Consider the following 19,895-nt stretch of genomic DNA (forward strand, 5'->3'; position numbering starts at 1 on the left):
GAAAAGCAACCACTGAGCGAGCTCGCGCCAATCCAGACAGGCTTAACAGACCTGTCCGGAAGGCAGTGCGTTTACTAATGTGTCAGCGTCAGACCAGGGGGTGTGCCGCAGGATGCTGCAGCAGGTGGTCGGCGAGCGTATAAGGAATATCAGAGAACAGATGACTTTCCTGCGGTGCGGCGGCGGCAGAAGATGCCTGCGCCACGTGCGCCGTCTCCGCCTGCTGGGTCAGGCTGACCGTCTCCAGCAGCTGGTCCACCGTCTGACCCTCCAGCGGGTTGGCACTTTCAGTATGTGATGCCACCTGCACCGTCTGGCTGGCACTGGCCAGATTACCGGCGCTGTCTTTGCCGCTGACTGTCATCTGGTATTCACCATCGTCCAGCGGTGCCAGCTGCCCGGCCAGAATAGTCAGCGCCCAGCCGCCATCGGCTTTTACACTGGCGCTGTAGTGCTGATCGCCCAGCGTTAATTCCACCAGGCTGCCCGGTTGCAGATGACTGGAGCTGCCCTGAATCAGATGCCAGCTGTTGACATCGGCAGCATCAATTTTGTTATCACCAAAAGCCGTGTCCAGGGTCAGCGTTGGCCGCTGGTGCACGGCTACGGTAAAGAGTTTATCGCTGGTCTGGGTGTCGCTGTTGCCATATTCATCCCAGCGGTGAAAGGTGGCGGCGACCGGGCCATCCGGCAGCGCCAGCAGCTCGCTGGAGGTCAGTGTTACCATACCTTTGGCATCGGGCTGGTAGGTTTTACCGTTGATCTCCAGGGTGTTGGCGCCTTCAACGTAGAAGCTCAGATCGTGCTGCGCCTCCTGATAGTTGAGCGTCATGTCACCGCCGATATCCATTTCGGTGTAGATCGGAATAAAGCCGGTGTGGATATTCAGCTCATGCGTGACGTCAATGTAGTTTTTGGCCCCGTCGATCGACCAGGCGCGGATTTCCCCAACGTTGATAAAGGCGTGCACATCCGCTGCCGGGATCACCACCTGCCAGTGTCCATCATCGCCTATGGTGGCGGCATAATCTTTCTGGTTGGCACCCGTGATCACCAGGCGATGGCCCGGCATGACGGTGGAGAGCGTGCCGCTCAGTAGCAGATCCTGCTGGCTTTCTGCCAGGTTTATCACATCGTCCGCAGTGACCTTATCAAAGGTAATTTTTGGCAGGCTACTCAGATGGGTGATCAGCGTCAGATCGTGATATTCGGTGGCGGTTTTTCCATTGGGATCGGTCGCCGTGACTTTCAGGCTGTAGACCCCGTCTTTCAGCGCCTGCATATCGCTTTCATGAAATGTGCCATACCACTTACCGTCATTTCCCATGCTGGCGGTGGTGGTTTGCGTACCCAGCGTCAGTTTCAGCACCGACCCCACCGGCAGATGCGTTGCGCTGCCGCTGATCTCAACGCCATAAATGCTCTCAGCAATACTCACCGCGTTATCACCACTGACCGTGTCCACGGTCAGCGTAGGTTTGATCGTGCGGTCGGTATAGAGACCAAAATCAACGGTGGTTGCCGTGCTTTGCCCTGCTTTATCGGTAATGGTCAGCGTCAGCGTGTGATTGCCATCCGCTACGCCTTTCAGCGCATCAGCCGGCATTGAGGCGTTCCAGTAGCCCCACTTATTGACGGTGCTGTGCCAGCTTTGATCGTTGAAGGTCAGCGTTACGATGGATCCCGCTTCTCCTTCCGCACGGCCGCGCAGATGCACCGGCTTTTGCGCTTCCCAGCCGGCGATCACGCCATCACTGGCGATCGGTTCATAGGGTCGCAGCATAGCGGGCGGCGAACTTTTGACCGCGCTGACAGCCAGTGTGCTGTCGTTGAGCGGGCTGCTAGGCGGTGACTCCGTGTAGAGCGTGGTGATCGGCAGGCTCTGGCTCTGCGTGGCGAAAGGAAGGCTCAGACTTTGCGTGGTGACCGGCGCAATGGCTGGCACTGCGCTATCGGCGACGGCAAAGTCGCTTACCGCCGTCTGAAAAATGGATTCAAGCCGGGTAGTACGAAGCGTATCGCGTGATGACATAGGTAACCTCAGTTCAGAACAGAAACGCAGACAAAAACCATCGGATAAACCGATCGTTTAGTCTGACGACATGGTAGTGGGACAGCTGAAGCTGCCCGTTTCCGCTGGTCGGAACCGGTTACCCGCAGGTAACAAGGATTGATAAACAGGACGCTAATAAAAGCGCCAAATAGAGTCAGAATGCTGATTTTACGGCGTGACGCCGTTTGTTGCGCCTACCCTAATCTTTCATTCTGCTAATGAATAGTGGCTATAATCTGGAAAATGCAATTATCACGTGACTAAAACAAAAAAAGCAGGTGCTTTCGCACCCGCTCTGTTCATCAACTGAACTGACCTTTCAGTCACTACACAACATGAACCTGCAGGTTCTGCTGCACCAGCACATCGCCCAGAGTGTTATCACTGGTCAGCGCCGAGTTGTGGTAGATCTCAAAGACTCTGCCCTCAACGGTACGCTCGCCCGTCACTTCCCAGATTCCGCCGTTGCTGTTAGCCAGTGTCACCTGGCTGCCATCTGCGCCTTTGATCAGCAAATCGTCACTCTGCTTATCCGTGATATTGAGTGCTTCATTGAGATCGAGCTTCACGGAGTTGGTTCCGGTTTTACCCAAATCGAGCACCTCAATGTGTTCGACCTTCAGGCCCAGCGCGGTGAGATCCAGACTGAGATGCTCACCATTCAGCACCAGGGTATCGGTGCCTGCGCCGCCATCAATATGGGTAAAGTTAAGGTCACTGACCGTCACGATATCCGCCCCGCTGCTGCCGGTCACTGTCGCCCCCTCAATGGTGCTGCCATCGGCCAGCGTAATCACGACGCCGCCGATGGTGTACCCCGCCTCCTCTGCCGGTGCCGCTGCCACCGCGGCGTCATTTGCCGCCGCGTTTTCACTGCTGCCGACGGGTGTCACGGTATCCGCTTCGGTGATCAGCGTGGAAGCCACCGCCACATGGGCGCTGCTCTCGTCGCTGCTGGTGCTGCTGTTATGCTGCGTCTCCGCGCTGGCGACAGTAGCGCTGTCATCCGCCACCGAGAACAGCGCAACCGATTCGTTTGCCGCCAGCGTCACCGGTAGCACGGCACCCAGTAACAGGGTATTGGTGGTCGAGTAGCTGTTACCGGCCGCGTCGGTAATCGTGACTTTCGCCAGCGTTCCCAGCGACAGCAGCAGGCCACCCACCGACAGCAGTGAAGGTGAGAAGTTAACCGCGTAACGCCCCAGCGCATCGGTCGTGGTGTTCAGCGTCGGGCCGTTGTTGCCGTTGGAGAGCAGCAGCGTAACGTTCACTTTCGAGCCCTGCGCGGCATTCAGCGATCCCCCCTGCACCACCAGACCCGCCAGTAAGGAACCGACGATGCTCAGCACCGGATCGACCCCGACCAGCGGCTGATTGTGCGACAGCGCGGTAAAGCTGCTGGTGCTGGTTGCGGTGTTGCCGCCAATATCCGCCACCGTGACGGTGAGAGGATGGCTGCCATCGGCGATCCCTTTCAGCGTCGCTGACGGCACGCTGATGCTCCAGGCGCCATTCGCACCAATGGTCGTGGTAAGGATATTACCCGCCACGTTCACCGTCACCGTGCCGCCCGCCGCGTTGGTGCTGGTTCCTCTGATGGTTTCAGTACTGTTGGCTTCCGCAATATTGAGGTAGCCATCGCCGCCAAAGAAGCTGTTGACGCTGACCGTTGGCGTAGTGTGACTGACCACACCCAGCGACGCCGAGGTGTTGCCAATGCTGCCCGCACCGTTGGTCACGCTGGCGGTGACGGTCTGCAGACCGTCAGTAATGGCAGCAAGGTTAGCCGCCGGAACAGAGAGACTCCAGTTGCCATTGCTGCTCACCGTCGTGCTGTAAGTCTGGCCACCCAGCGTGACACGCACGACCGATCCCTCGGCGTTGCTGGCGGTGCCGCTGATGGTCTGCGCCGTTTTCACATCCACCGCGCTCAGCGCACTGTCACCAAACAGCGAGGTAATGGCGACCACCGGCGTCGACTGACTGATGACACTCAGCGTTCCGCTGCTGTTTGCCACGTTACCGTAGGCATCGGTGCCGGTGACCGTGACGGTTTTACTGCCGTCAGTGATAGCAACCAGATCCGCTTTCGGGACGGTAATACTCCAGTTGCCGCCGCTGACCACTTTGGTGGTGTAGGTCAGGCCATTCAGCGTGGCGCTGACGGTTGAACCGGCAGAGAGGCTGGACGTCCCGCTCAGGGTCTGGTTAGAGGCCAGATCCGCGGCGCTCAGCACGCCATCGCCAAACACCGTATTCACCGACAGGGTCGGCTGGAACAGTCCCAGTGACACGCCCGCGCTGGTGCTACTGACGTTTCCGACCGGATCGGTAACGGCCGCGCTGACGGTGAAGTTACCGTTCAGCAGCGTTGACAGAATCGCTGGCGAGACGGCGGTTGAGAAACTGCCATCCGCGTTGACCTGCGCGTCGACGATAGTGTTGCCAATTGCCAGCCTGACGCTGCTACCCGCAGCCAGCCCGGAGACCGTGCCGCTGATGGTCTGAGTCACCAGTGACTCCGCCAGGTTCAGCACGCCGTCGCCAAACAGCGGATTGAGGGTGACTTTCGGCAGGTTGTGAATACCGACCAGTGCCCCGGCCGTGGTGCTGTTGGTGTTACCCGCGCTGTCGGTGACGCTGATGCCCACGGTCAGATTGCCATCTGCAATCCCCTGCAACAGCGCTGGCGTCAGCGAGACGTTAAAGTTGCCATTGGCATCGCTCGCCGTCACCAACTGCTGTGAACCTACCGACACCACCACGCGCGATCCCGCTTCCGCGCCGCCAATCACCCCACCGATCACCTGGGTGACCAGCGAATCCGCCACGTTCAGCAAACCGTCGCCAAACAGCGGATTCACGGTGATGGTCGGCAGCAGCGTATCGACCCGGATACCGGCGCTGGTGCTGGCGGTATTGCCCGCCGCATCCGTTACCGATGCGCCCACCGTCAGGTTGCCCTGCGCCAGCGTGCCCAGAATATCTGGCGTCACCGTGGCGCTGAACGCCCCGCCCGCACCCACGGTGGCGGTCACCTGGCTGTTGCCAACCGAGAGCGTCACCACACTGCCCTGCGCGACGTTGTTCACCACCCCGCTGATCACCTGTCCGGTGGCGATATCGGCCAGGTTCAGCACCCCATCACCAAACAGTGAGGTCAGCGAGATTGATGGCGTCTGAGTAAAGATGCCGATGGATGCGCTGCTGGAGGCGACGTTACCCGCGACGTCTCTGACGCTGACGCCCAGCGTCAGATTGCCATCCAGCAGAGAGGTCAGATCGCTGCCCGGCAGGTTAACGCTCCACACTCCACCCGCCTGCACCGTCGTGCTGTAACTTTTGCTGCCAAAGGTGACCGTTACCTGGGAACCCGCAGCCGCATTTTCTATCACGCCACTGACCAGCTGTCCGGCAGCGGCTTCCGCAATGTTCAGCAGGTTATCACCGCCAAACAGCCCGGTGAGCGCGCCAACCACCGGCACCGCATCGACAATCGCGGTGACGGTTTCACCGACGGTGCGGGTGTTGCCCGCGGCATCGGTCAGGGTGACGTCAAGCGCAAGATTGCCATCGCTTAACAGGCCCAGCACCGAAGGCGGCACCACGATGGCCCATTTACCATCCTGGCCCACTGACGCAGAGAGCGTTGTGCCGCCCAGCACCACCGATACCGTGGCACCCACGCCCGCCGAGGTCGCAACCCCGGAGATAGTCTGCGCCACCGTGGTATCCAGCGCGCTGAGCGTGCCGTCGCCAAACACCGAATCGACCACCAGCGTCAGCGCACTGTTGACCACTTTGTTGACCGTCAGCGTGGCGTCGGTCTGGTTGCCCGCACCGTCATTGACCCGCACGCCAAACACCAGCGCACCGTCAGTGAGACTCGACAGGACATCCGGCGCGAGATCGATGCTCCAGCGTCCGTCAGCACCCACCGTCGCGGTGGCGATTGGCGCGGCATCGCCCAGATAGAGCCCGATGGTCTGGCCTTCTGCTCCCTGCGCGCTGCCGGTCAGCACCTGGCTTAGCACCAGGTCAGCGGCGTTGATCACGTTGTCGCCGAGGAACGCGTCGACCTGGACCAGCGGCGCGGCGGTATCCACCGTCACCGTCTGGGTGGTCGTCGTTACGTTACCAGCCGCATCCGCCAGCTGCGCGGTGATCACCGGCGAGCTGCCATCGGGAAGAGCCTGCATCGCGCTGGCAGGAACCGTCGTGGACCAGGTGCCGTTGCTCTGCACCACGGCGTTGTAGGTCTGATTATTGAAGGTCACCACCACCGTGCGACCCACTTCGCTGAGATCGGCGGTGCCACTGATGGCCTGGCTGGTGGCACTTTCATTGCCATTGACCTGGTTGTCACCGGTAAACGGATTGAGAGTCAGTGCCGGTGGCGTAAGGTCGATCAGCACGTTACCGCTGGTGGTCACAGGGGTAGTGCCATCGGTAGCATTCACCGTGATAGCGACGCTGCCGTCCGCATTGCCAAAGGCGCTGACCGGCAATGCCGCCGTTGACCAGTTGCCCGACCCATCCAGCGTAGTCGCGTACTCCTGACCATTGATCGACACCGTCACTACCCCACCCGCACCGAGGTTAGCGGAGGTGCCACTCACTACCACACCACCCGCCACGTCCTGAGTGCTGATGATGTTGTCACCCGAGACTGTGCCCAGCGTGACCAGCGGCCCTGGCGGTGGGGTAAGATCTACCGTCAGCGCAACCGTGCCGTTGGCGGTATTGCCTGCCAGATCGGTCACTGCCAGCGCCAGGGTCGTCGATGGACCAAAGGTGGCCATCTGTTCTGGCGTCAGCGTTACACTCCAGTTGCCGTTGGCTGTCACTATCGCGGTGCCAAGCAGCGTGTCATTCAGCGAGATCGAAACCACTGATCCCGGCTCGGCTCCCGCTGCGGTGCCGCTGAGACTCTGCGGCTGAATGCTCTCGGCGTAGTTCAGCGCATTGTCACCGGTAAAGGCGGCAACATTAAGCACCGGTGGTGTGGTGTCGAGCACCAGCGAACTGTTAATGGTGGTGCTGTTGCCTGCCGCATCGGTTGCCGTCACGGTAACCGGATAGGTGGCATCCGGCAGCTGTGAAAGCTCCGCCGTTGTCAGTGGCACCGTCCAGTTCCCATTGGCATCCACTGTCGCAGAATAGGTTGTGCCGCCAAGCGTAAGCTGCACAGTCTGATTCGCACCCGCCTCACCGGTGGTTCCGCTCAGCGTCACTCCCGCGGCCACATCGCCGCCATTCACATAACTGCCAAGGAATTCCGGATTGACCGCAGGCTGCGGCGCGCTGAGATCCGCGGTGAACGGCAGCTGCGCCGACGCGCTGTTGCCCGCCGCATCCACGACGTTAACCGTCAGTGATTGCGCACCGTCACCCAGTGAACTCAGGGCGTTGGCAGGAATGTTAACAGTCCAGTTACCGTTGCTCGCCACGGTGCCAGAATAGAGGCTGCCGTTGACATCCACGGTAATGCTGACCGCCTGGTTCGCCCCGACACTGCCGGTGGTGCCGGTCAGGGTCACCCCTGCCGCGGCTTCACTGATGTTCAGCAGGTTGTCGCCGCCAAATGCGCCTGGGTTGAAGGTCGGCACAGGCAGCGCCACCTCTGTCACCACGTTCTGCGCCGTCGCGTCGCTGTTACCCGCGATATCGGTCGCCGTCACGGTAATGGTGTGGGTGCCGCTGGTGAAGGTGGCTAACTGCGCTGGCGACAGGGCCAGAGACCAGCTGCCATCGGTCTGCACCGTGGCTGCCAGCGGCTGACCGTTGTTAAAGCCGGAGATGAGCACCGTTACCGTCTGTCCGGCACCGGTAATGCCGGTTGTGCCACTGAGGATCTGTTCACCGGCCGCTTCTGCTGCATTCAGCGCACCGTCGCCAAACGGCAGGTTCAGGGTGACATCCGGCAGCGCGTTAACGGCGACCAGTATCGTGCCGCTGGTGCTGCCGACGTTGCCGTTCGCATCGGTAACCGTCACGCTCACCGGCCAGTTGCCATCCGGCAATGACTGCAATACAGAAGGCGGCAGATCCAGCGACCAGCGCGAACCACCCTCAGTCAGCGTCGCAGAATAGAGGGTACCATTAACGGTCACCGTGACCGACGCGGCGTTATTAATATTCACCGCACCGGTCAGTGATCCGCCTGCGGCGGCCTCCTCAGCATTGATACGGCCATCAATAAATGGCGTATCCAGCGTTGGATTAGCAATCGGCGTAATCGCAGCGACGAACGTTTTGGTCGTTTCAATGCTGTTACCGGCCCGATCGGTGGTAATCAGGGTCAGCGTGTGTTCACCGGTTCCCAGGCTGGCAATGAACTCTGGGGGCAGGCTGGCAGTCCAGTTGCCATTGGCATCGACCGTCACCGACAGCGGGATATTGTCATCGCCTACCGTGACGCTCAGGGTCTGGCCCGGCACGACGGTGGAGGTGCCGGTGACCAGCTGAACGGAGCCTGCTTCGCTGATATTAATGATGTTATCGCCGAACAGTGTCGTGTCGAAGGCGGCTGAAACAGGATCACTCTGCAGGATCTCAACGCCTGCGGTAACCTGTGCCGGATTACCGGCACCATCCGCGGCGCTGACCACCACCTGGGTCAGTCCATCGGCCAGGCCCGTCAGCGCGCCCGGTGCCAGGTTCAGCGTCCAGTTGCCGCTGGCATCCGTGGTGGTGCTGAAGTTCTGCCCGCCTACAGAGATGTTCACCACGCTGCCTTCCGGCAGATTGGTACTGTCACCACTCAGCGTTAACGCCCCTTCCGCATCTGCCGCACTGATCAGCGCATCGCCAAACGGCGTATTCAGCGTCAGCGCTGGCAGGGTATTAAACGCTACGTCCAGTGTCGTGGTGCTATCCGTGGTGATATTGCCCGCCGCGTCGGTGACCGAAACGGTAATCGCGTTGGGGCCGTCCGCCAGCTGCTGCAGGTCGGCGGTCGGAATGGTAAGTGACCAGTTACCGTCGGCATCTGCCGTGGTGGTATAGCTGACGTTATTCAGCGTCACCGTCACCGGCAATGCGCCCGTGGTGCTGCCGCTGATGGTGAGATCCTGCTGCGACTCCGCCAGGTTAAGGGTATCACCCGCATCGACCGTGATATTCGTCAGTGCAGGCGGTGTGGTAATGAAACTGACCTCCTGAGTGGCGGTCGCCGGATTGCCTGCGACATCAGTGGCGGTCACGGTAAAGATTTGCGTGCTGCCCGGAGCCACACTGGTAAAGGCAGCAGACGGCACATTCACCGTCCAGTTGCCGTCAGCGTCGAGCGTGGTGCTGTAGTCAGTGCCGTTAAACGACACCGTCACCAGCGTACCCGCTGCCAGCAGGGTGCTGCTGCCGCTGACCGCGACATCCGCTGTAGCCTCGGTGGCGTTAATCACATCATCGCCGGCTACCACGTTCATGGTCAGCGTCGGCTGAACCTGCGCGCTGGCCAGCACGACCAGGCTGGTGCTGGCGCTGGCCGGATTGCCAGACGTATCCGCTGAGACCACGACCAGCAGCTGATCGCCATCCGGCAGATTACCCAGATCGGCGGCCGGAACGGTCACCGTCCAGCTGCCATCGGCTGCCACCGTGCCGCTGTACTGAATGTTATTCAGCGTCACCGTCACCAGCTGGCCTTCCACCAGGTTGTTACTGGTGCCGCCGATGTTCAGATCCTGTAGCGACTCCGCCTGGTTAAGGAAGTTATCATCACTGATGGTCCCGATGGTCAGGGTTGGCAGGTTCAGAGTGTCAGCATCACGCGTCAGGGTCTGGGTGGCCGTGGCCGGGTTCCCCGCCGCATCGGTCATCGAGACAGCAACGGTGTAGCTGCCGTCAGCCAGCCCCTGCACGACGCTGGCTGGCAGTGTCACCTCCCAGGTGCCGTCAGAGAGCACCTGAGTGGTGTAATCGACGTTCTGGAAGCTGACGGTGACCGTCTGTCCGGCATCCGCTACCGACGCACTGCCGCTGATGGCGACCGCTTCCAGCACCTCTACCGAATTGATGATGTTGTCGCCGCCGATGGCATTGACGGTCAGCACTGGCGGCGTGAGATCGACCGTAACGGCGCTGGTCAGCGAACCACTGTTACCGGCGGCATCGCTGGCATTGACCACCAGCGTAGTGACTCCCTCACCCAGCGTCTGCACCTGATCCGCTGTTAAGGTCAGCGTCCAGTTACCCTGCGCATCCACCGTGGCGGAATAATCGTTCCCGCCCAGCGTCACGCTGACGGTCTGGCCGTTGCCCGCTACACCGGTGCTGCCGGTCAGCGTCTGACCGACCCCCTGTTCCGCCAGGTTCAGATAACCATCACCAAACGGGGTGTCTATGCTGACGGCCAGCGACGCCGTTGCCACGGTGATTTCACGGGTTTCGGTTACCGGGTTACCCGCCGCATCGCTGACCGTCACGGTCAGAATGTACGCCCCGGCCGGAATACCGGCCAGCGAACCCGCAGGCAGCGTCAGATTCCACTCGCCGTTCTGGTCAACCGTGGTGGTCCAGGTCTGGTTGTTCAGGGTAATGGTGACCTGCTGTCCGGCTTCGGCATTGCTGTTGCCGCTGAGAACAATCGGCGCGGTGCTTTCGGCAATATTGATACTGTTATCGCCCGCAACCGTATTCAGTGTCAGGGTCGGTGGCGTCAGATCCACCGTCACGCTGCCCTGGCTGCTGCCGGTGTTACCCGCTGCATCCTGGACTGTGACGGTGTAGTTCAGAAGATCTTCCGGCAGACCGGCCAGCGCGGAAGCCGGCACGCTGATCTGCCAGTTGCCATTGCCGTCGACGGTGCCGTTGTAGGTTGCGCCATTCAGCAGCACGCTCACCGTCTGGCCGTCACCGGTTATGCCGGTGGTGCCGCTCAGGGTTTGTGCTGTGGCGATCTCGCTGCTGTTGAGCAGACCATCGCCAAAGGCCGAGACGATCTGCGGTGCTGGCAGCGTCGCCAGCACGCTGAGCGCTGCCTCGCTGCTCAGGGTCGCCCCGCCGCTGTCCGTTGCGGTGACCGTCAGGGTGTAAGGTCCATCGGCGAGCGCCGTCAGTGCCTCAGCCGGAACGATCACTGTCCAGCGGCCGCTGGCCGAGACCTGCGCGGTGTAGCTGATGTTGTTAAACAGCAACGTGACCGTGCTGCCCTCTGTCACGTTCACCGACGTACCGGTGACGATCAGGGCCTGACCCAGCTCCTGCGCATTCAGGTAGTTGTCTTCGCTGATGGCATCCATCGCCAGGCCAGAGGCATTGCTGTTGACGTCAAAGGTGAGATTGCTGGTGGTGGTGTTGCCCGCCACATCGCTGACCGCCACGGTAAAACTGGCGCTGCCATCATTAATCGCGGCCAGCGCACCGGCTGGCACGATCAGGCTCCATGCCCCGCTCGCCTGCACGGCGGCGCTGTAGACTGTGCCGTCAACGGTGACGGTGACCAGCTGACCCGCTTCAACGTTAGTGGTGGTGCCGGAGAGACGTTGATCGGTGAGGCGCTCAGCGCCATCGACCACGTTGTTACCGGCAAAGGCATCCAGCGTCAGGGTCGGCAGTGTGCCTGGCTCCACTTTCAGCGCCATGTCGCGGCTGGTGGTGGTGGCATTTCCTGCCGCATCGCTGGCAGTCACGGTCAGCGGATAGCTGCCGTTGCCCAGCCCGGTGTAAACCGTGGCGGGCAGCTCCAGCGACCAGACGCCGTTGACGTCTGCGGTGGTGCTCAGGGTGGTGCCGTTGAAGCTGGCCACAATCAGGGCGTTAGCTTCGCTGCTGCCGGTCAGCGTCAGCGGCTGCTGACTTTCAGCGGCGTTAATGATGCCATCGGATGGCGTAATGAAGTTCAGCACCGGAGGCAGTGTATCCACCACCAGGTTGCCATCCGCCTGGCTGTTGTTGCCCGCCACATCACTGACGACCACGGTGTAGCCACTATTGCCCTGCGGCAATGCAGACAAGACATCGGCCGGAACGGCGACCTGCCAGTTGCCTGCAGCATCGACCGTGCCGCTGTAGTTGTTGCCGCCCAGCGTCACGACGACGGTCTGGCCGTCGCCGGTCACGCCAGTGTTACCGGTGATCGTACCACCGGCAGCGGCTTCCTCTCCGTTCAGAATGCCATCATCAAAGGCCACGCCCGGGGTCGCCACCGGCAATGCAGTGGCGATCACCGTCAGGGTAGCGTCGCTGGTCGCCAGCGGCTGTCCGTTAGCGTCGCTGGCGGTGGCGGTGATGGTCTGCGGGCCATCTGCCGTTCCGGTAAAGGTGCCTGCCGGTAAGGTCAGGCTCCAGCTTCCATCTGCCGTCACGGTGGTGCTGACCGTGGTGCCGTTGGCCAGCACGGTGACAATGCTGCCGTCAGGCAGACCGCTGGTGCTGCCGCTGACTACAACGGCGCCACCCAATTCCTGCGCATTGAGGTAGTTGTCGTCACTGACGGGTGCCAGCGCGATCGACGGCAGAGTGTTGTCCACACTGAAGTCAAGCGGGCTGCTGGCGGTGTTACCCACGGCGTTGATGACGCTGACGTTCAGCGTCTGGTTGCCTTCTCCCAGTTCAGCCAGGGCGCCCGCAGGCAGAATAATGCTCCAGTTGCCGCTGGCCTCGACCACACCGCTGTATTCGATCCCATTCAGGGAGATGATCACCTGCTGGCCCGGTTCGACATTCGTGCTGCTGCCGCGCACCGTTATCGGCTGCAGCTGCTCCGCTGCCGTAACGATGCCGTCACCGGCGAAGGTGCTGCTGTCGATGGTCAGTACAGGCTGCACGTCCGGCGCGGTTGCCACATTCAGATCAACCACCTGGCTGCTCTGATTCCCGTTAGCACTGGTTTCCGTCACCGTCACCAGATTACTGCCAGGAGGCAGTGCCGCCAGCGCTTCAGGGGCGATCTGCAGCGTCCACTGGCCGTTAACGCCAACGGTGGTGCTGTAGAGCTGGTCATTGAGCTGCACCGTGACCACGTCGCCATTCTGACCACTGCCACTCACCACCAGCGGCTCTGCCAGTTCCCCGACGTTCAGCGCGTTATCACCGCTGACCGGCGCGACGACCAGCGGAGGCGGCGTAGTCGCAACCGTCAGGGCACTGTTCTGGCTGCTGCTGTTACCGGCTGCGTCGGTGACGGTGACCACCACCGGATAGCTGCTGCCATTGGTCAGACCGGCAAGCGCCGCTGGCGGAACAGCCAGCGCCCAGTTTCCGTCACCATCAACGGTGCCGGTGTAGGTCACGCCATTCAGCGTCACACTGACGCGGTCGCCTTCACTGCCTGCGCCGCTGAAACTGAACCCTGCCGCCTGCTCAGCGATATTCAGCACGCCATCACCCGCGGGCGCAGCGATACTGAAGTCTGGTGCCGTGGTATCCACGGTAACCGGGAATGGCGTGGTAGCCACGTTGCCACTGACGGTGGTGACGGTCACGTTGAGATCGTAACGGCCATCTGGCAACTGTTGCAGATTCGCAGCAGGCACGGTGGCGGTCCAGCTGCCATCGGCGGCAACCACTGCGTCATAGGTCTGGCCATTCAGCGCAAGGCTGACGCTGCTGCCTGGCGTAACGGTGCCGCTGAGGGTCAGATCGGTGGCGGTTTCAGCCTCATTAATCGTGCCATCGGTAGCAATCGGGTTAACGGTCAGCGCCGGTACGCCGGTATCAACAATCAGCGGCTCGCTGATGCTGGTGCTGTTACCCGCTTCATCACTCACCGTCACGGTAATCGGATTGCTGCCCTGCGCAAGTGCCTGCAGTCTGTCTGCGGGTATCGTCACGCTCCATTCACCATTCGCGTCTACAGTGGCCGGATAGCTGGTACCGCCCAGGGTCACGCTGACGGCCTGGCCTGGCAGCACTGTGCCGGTCAGCGTCTGCGCCGCGCTGGCTTCATCGGTATTGAGTATGCCGTCAGTGAATGGCGTGTTGATTTGCGGGTCTGCCAGCGGCGCGGTCGCCACCAGCAGCGGCAGGCTGTTCTGCACATCACCCGAAGAGACGGTAACGGTGGTCGTGCCCTGCGGCAGCGTCGCCAGATCGGCAGCCGGCACGGTCAGGGTCCACGCACCGGTTTCATCGGTTGTGGTGGTGTAGACGGTGCCGCCAGTCACCAGCGTCACGCTGATCGGGCTGTTAGCCGGCAGGTTCGCTGAACCGCCGCTGAGGATAAGATCGCTCTGCGCCTCCAGGGCATTCAGCGCATTGTCGTCACTGATTGGGGCAATCGACAGCGACGGTACGGGTGAAGTAACCACGCTCAACTGCCCTTCAGCAGGCAGCGCCGGGTTACCGGCCACATCGGTAATCGCCACGGTGAAGGTTTTATCGCCTGCACCGCCCAGCGATCCGGCTGGCAGCGACACACTCCAGCTACCGTTCGCCTGTACTACGCCATCGTAAGACTGGCCATTGATGGTCAGCAATACCGGCTGACCTGCCGGTACGCCGGTGACGTTACCGGTGACCAGAATGTCGGTGAGCTGTTCAGCGCTGTCGACCTGATTATCGCCGGTCACGGGATTAATGGTCAGCGCCGGCGACGTTGCCGCCAGCACAGTGACGCTGGTCGGTACGGTGCTGCTGTTACCATATGCATCGCTGAGTACCACATCCACCGGATAGGTTGCGTCACCCAGTTGGCTGATAATCGCGGCGGGCACCGTAACACTCCACGCGCCATCGGTATCCACGGTGGCGGTGTAGGTCTCGCCATTGAAACTCACCGTGACGGTGTCGCCCTGGGCCCCCCCGCGTCCGTCGAGTGTGAGATCCTGAGTGTGTTCAGCGATATTGATATAACCATCACTGCCCGGCGTGGAGACTTCCAGCAACGGCGGTGTGGTGGCGAAAATCAGCGAACTGCTGGCTGGCGTGGTATTACCATCGGCGTCTGTCGCCACTACCGATACCGGTTGGGTACCGTTGGGCACATTTACCAGGTCGGATGCCGGAACGGTGACACTCCAGCTGCCACCCTGCGCCACCACGGCGCTGTAGGCCACGTTATTCAACGTGACGCGGATGATGTCGCCTTCGTCGCCGGTTCCGCTGACGATTAGCGGCTGCTGCGCGTCGCTGACGTTGATCACGCCATCATCGCTGAGATCGTTGAGCGTCAGAGCGGGCACCGCGGTAGCCACCCGCAGTTCCGTATTCTGAGTGCTGATGTTACCGGCCGGATCGGTCACGGTGACGGTCACCGGATAGGTCTGATTGGTCAGCGTGCCGAGATCGGCCACCGGGACGGATGCACTCCAGTTACTGTTTTCGTCAACAATGGCGGTGTAGGACTTACCGTTTAATTCCACCGTCACGCTGTCGCCCGGGGTGCCGGTTCCGCTGATTTGCAGCGGCGTAGTGAGTTCGTTGTTGGTCAGGACGCCATCACCGCCCGGTGCGGTAACGGTTGCAACCGGAGGCTGCGTGCTGACCGCCAGGGGCTGCGTCTGCGTGGTGGTGTTACCGCTGGCATCAGTCAGCGTAACTACCAGCGTATAGCTGCTGCCATCTGACAGGGCCTGCAGCGCCGCTGGCGGCAGATCCACCGTCCAGTTGCCCTGCCCATCTACGGTGGCGCTGTAACTCTCGTTATTCAGCGAGACAGACACCACTTCGCCCGGCAACGCACCTGAACCGCTGACCGGCAGACCGGCAGCCACTTCGCTGCTGTTGAGAATGCCATCGCCGCCTGCGACCTCTGCCACAATCAGATTCGGTGGCAGCGTGTCGACGCTGAAGTTGAGCGTCTCATCCACGCGGTTGCCTGCTTCATCAATCGCGGTAATGATCAGGCTGTTGGCGCCCTGTGGCAGTAAGGCGAGATCGGCGGCCGGCAGCGCCAGGCTCCAGCTGCCGTCTGCATTGACCGTGGTGCTGTAGGTTTTACCGTTAAGTTCCAGTTCAACCTGCTGGCCCGGCACGGCTTTGCCAGTGCTGCCGCCGATCAGCAGATCGCTGCCCGCTTCCACCCGGTTGAGAAGGCCATCGGTGATTGCGCTCTCCTCCAGCGTGATTTGCGGCAGCGTGGCTGCGACTACATTCAGTTGAGCGGAGTCGGTCAGCAGTGCGCCGGTGGCGTCGGTGGTGGTGACCGAAATCAGTTTTACGCCGTCGGTGATAGTGGTGAGATCGCCTGCCGGAACAGTGACGCTCCAGAAGCCATTGCTGTTCACTACCGCGCTGTAATTATTGCCATTAAAGTTAACCTGCACCGCCTGGCCCGGGTTAACGCCTACCGCAGAGCCGCTGATGATCAGATCGCTGCTCAGCTCCTGCTGGTTAAGGAAGCCATCCACGCTGACCGGTTCACTAATGGAGACCACGCCAGGTTCGCCTGCCGCCGGGGCGACGTTAATATCGCGGGTGTCGGTAGCTGAGGCGCCTGCCGCCGTTGTGACGCTGACCGCGATGGTGCTGCTGCCCGCCGCCAGTGCGCTGAGCGCCGCAGAGGGGATCTGCGTGCTCCAGCTGCCATCCGCGTTGACCAGCGCAGTGTAATTTTGGCCGCCCAGGGTAATGGTGACCGTCTGGCCCGCCTCCACGTTGCTGGTGCTGCCGGACAGCGTCTGGTCCAGCGCTTTTTCGCTGTTATCCAGCAGATCGTCACCGGCAAACAGGGCGATCGTCACCGTCGGCGTACCCGGTTCCGCTGGCGCTTCCACCGCAATCACCCGATCTTCGCTGACTGTTACGCCCGCCTGATTGGTGACTGTGGCCGCGATAGTCGCGTTGCCCGCCGTCAGTGCCGCCAGCGCGCTGGCCGGGACGCTCAGGCTCCAGCTGCCATCCGCGCCGACCGTGGCGCTGTAAGTCTGGTCGCCCAGCGTAACGGTCACGACCTGACCCGCCTCGACATTGGTTGAGCTGCCGCTCAGCAGCTGATCGCTGGTTTTCTCATCGTTGCTCAGCACGTCATCCACGGCGAACTGATCGAGCGTGATAGTGGGCTGGCCCGGCCCGGTAACCGGCGGCTCAACCGTGATCGGCAAGGTGTCGCTGACGGTAGTACCTGCCGCGTTGCTGACCGTGACCACCAGCGAGGCAGAACCTGCTGCCAGTGCACCGAGTTCATCGGCCGGAATGGCAATGTTCCAGCTGCCGTCGGCGCCAACCGTTCCGCTGTAGTTCTGGCCGCCCAGCGTCACCGTGACAATCTGGCCCGCCTCGACGTTGGTGGTGCTGCCGGAGACCGCCTGCGCTTCCAGCTTCTCATCGTTGCTCAGGATGTTGTCGTCAGCAAAGGCATTGAGAGTTAGCGTCGGGGTGCCTGGCCCGGTGCCCGAGGACTCCACCAGGAAGTCGCGGGTTTCAGTGATCTGAGTACCAGACTGATCTGTCACCGTCACATTCAGGGCTGCGCTACCGGCTGTCAGCGCCGCCAGCGAACTGGCAGGAATCGACACGCTCCAGCTGCCATCCGCGCCGACCGTGGCGGTAAAAGTCTCTCCGTTCAGAGTGACAGTGACCTGCTGGCCTTCACCGATATTGGTGGTGGTGCCGCTCAGCAGCTGATCGCTGGCTTTCTCGCTGTTGCTGAGGATGTCATCCCCGGCAAAGGCGTCGATAGTTACGGTGGCTTCACCCGGCTGCGTTACCGGGGCTTCGACAGTGACTGGCTGCGTTGAAGTGACTGTGTCGCCCGCTGCATTACTGACCGAGACGGTCAGTGTGGTGGTGCCTGCTGCCAGCGCGTTCAGCGCGGCTGACGGCACGGCGACGCTCCAGCTGCCATCACTCTGCACGCTGGCACTGTAGGTCTGACCGCCCAGGGTGACCGTCACGATCTGCCCGGTTTCGATATTACTGGTGCTACCGCTGACAAGCTGATCGACCGCTTTTTCGTCGTTGCTCAGAAGGTTATCGCCGGCGAAATCATTCAGGATCAGAGACGGCACGCCCGGTTCCGTTACTGGCGTCTCAACTGCGATATCGCGGATTTCGGTAGTGCTCACGCCATCGGCATTGCTGACGGTAACGCTGATGGTATTAGCTCCCGCAGGCAGATTACCCAGCGCGGCTGCCGGAACAATTACACTCCAGTTACCACTGCCATCGACGGTGCCGAGGTAAGTCTGGCCACCGAAGGTGACTGTCACCGTCTGGCCCGCTTCGATGTTGGTGGTGGAGCCGGAGAGCGTCTGGGCCGTCCCTTTTTCATCGTTGCTGAGGATATCATCCCCGGCAAACTGACCAATGGTGACGGTGGGTTCGCCCGGCAGTGTGACAGGCGCTTCCACGGTGATGGGCAGCGTGCCGGTCACGGTATCACCGGCCACATTGCTGACTGAAACCGTCAGCGTCGTTTCACCTGCCGCCAGGGCGCTCAGGGCCGCCGATGGCAAAGTAACGCTCCAGTTGCCCTGCGCATCAACGCTGCCGCTGTAAGTCTGGCCGCCCAGGGTGACTGTTACCAGCTGACCGGGTTCAACATTGCTGGTGCTGCCGGTGAGTGTCTGATCGGTGGCTTTCTCCCCATTACTCAGCACGTTGTCCCCGGCAAAATCATCCAGCGTGACGGATGGCGGGCCCGGAACGACCGGCGTATCAATGCTGATCGCGCGGTTTTCACTGGCTTCAATGCCAGCCTGGCTGGTGACGACCGCGGAAATCGCCACCGAACCGGCTGCCAGCGCATTCAGTGCCGCAGGCGAGAGCGTGACGCTCCAGTTGCCCTGCGCATCCACTACTGCGCTGTAGGTCTGATCGCCCAGCGTGATGGTGACAATCTGGCCCGCTTCCACATTGGTGGTGGTGCCGCTAAGAACCTGATCGCTGCTTTTCTCGGCATTGCTGAGAATGTCATCACCGGCAAACTGATCGATGGTGATAACGGGCGTACCCGGCTGAGTCAGTGGTGGCTCTACGTTTACGGTCAGACTACCGCTGGCGGCGGTTCCTGCCTGGTTAGCAACGGTGGCAGTCACCGTGGTGGTGCCGGATGCCAGTGCGGTCAGCGCATCAGCAGGCACGGTAATGCTCCAGCTACCGTCGCCTGCCACGCTGCCGCTGTAGCTCTGGCCGCCCAGGGTAACCGTGACGATCTGCCCGGCTTCGACGTTGGTGGTGCTGCCGCTAAGAGTCTGATCGCTGGTTTTTTCTGCGTTGCTCAGCACGTCGTCGCCGGTAAACGGGGCGATCGTCAGGGCTGGCACGCCAGGGGTGGTGTCAGGTGCCTGCACCTGGATACCCAGGCTGGCGGCAGCCGCCGTGCCCGCGGCGCTGGTCACACTGACCGAAATGGTGCTGCTGCCTGCAGCCAGCGCCGAGAGTGCGGCAGCCGGAATTGAGACGCTCCAGCTGCCATCCGCCCCCACAGTGGCGTTATAGCTCTGTCCGCCCAATGTCACACTGACCTGCTGGCCCGCTTCGACATTGCTGGTGCTGCCGGACAACGTTTGTGGCGTGGTTTTTTCGCTGTTATCCAGCAGGTTATCGCCCGCAAACGGGTTCAGGCTAATGGACGGCGCAGCCGGTGTGCCGGGATCGGCGGCCGCGACGGTAATGGGCAGGCTGCCGGTGGTCGTCGTGCCCGCCGCGTTAGTGACGCTGACGTCGATGGTGGTGGTGCCTGCGGCGAGTCCCGCCAGCGCGGCAGCAGGAATAGTGACGCTCCAGCTGCCGTCAGCACCGACGGTGGCGTTGTAGGTCTGGCCGCCCAGCGTGACAGTGACAATCTGACCCGCTTCGACATTACTGGTGGTGCCGCTCAGTACCTGATCGCTGCTTTTTTCCGCGTTATCCAGAACATCATCGCCAGCGAATGCATTGAGCGTGATAGCAGGCGTCCCCGGCGTGACCGGTGTTCCAGGATCGGTGCCACCGTCATTGCCGCCACCGTTACCCCCAC

At 61.5% G+C, this 19,895-nt stretch carries 2 protein-coding genes; both read right to left on the reverse strand.

What is annotated here, in order from left to right; genetic code table 11:
- Window positions 1–88: 88 nt before the first annotated feature.
- Window positions 89–2,032: an Ig-like domain-containing protein gene (locus AFL22_RS20835; RefSeq protein WP_052272101.1), complete on the reverse strand. Its 1,944-nt coding sequence runs from the start codon at window positions 2,030–2,032 to the stop codon at window positions 89–91.
- A 347-nt stretch (window positions 2,033–2,379) separates the two neighbouring features.
- Window positions 2,380–19,895: Ig-like domain-containing protein (locus tag AFL22_RS20840; RefSeq protein ID WP_052272102.1), on the reverse strand; the 17,516-nt coding region annotated here is incomplete at its 5' end.

Origin of the sequence: Pantoea sp. CFSAN033090, assembly GCF_001264395.1 — a bacterium.
GTDB classification, from domain to species: domain Bacteria; phylum Pseudomonadota; class Gammaproteobacteria; order Enterobacterales; family Enterobacteriaceae; genus Pantoea; species Pantoea agglomerans.

Coding starts and splice junctions, on each gene's coding strand:
- AFL22_RS20835 (WP_052272101.1), bottom strand. CDS start 2,032: ATGTCATCACGCGATACGCTTCGTACTACCCGGCTTGAATCCATTTTT.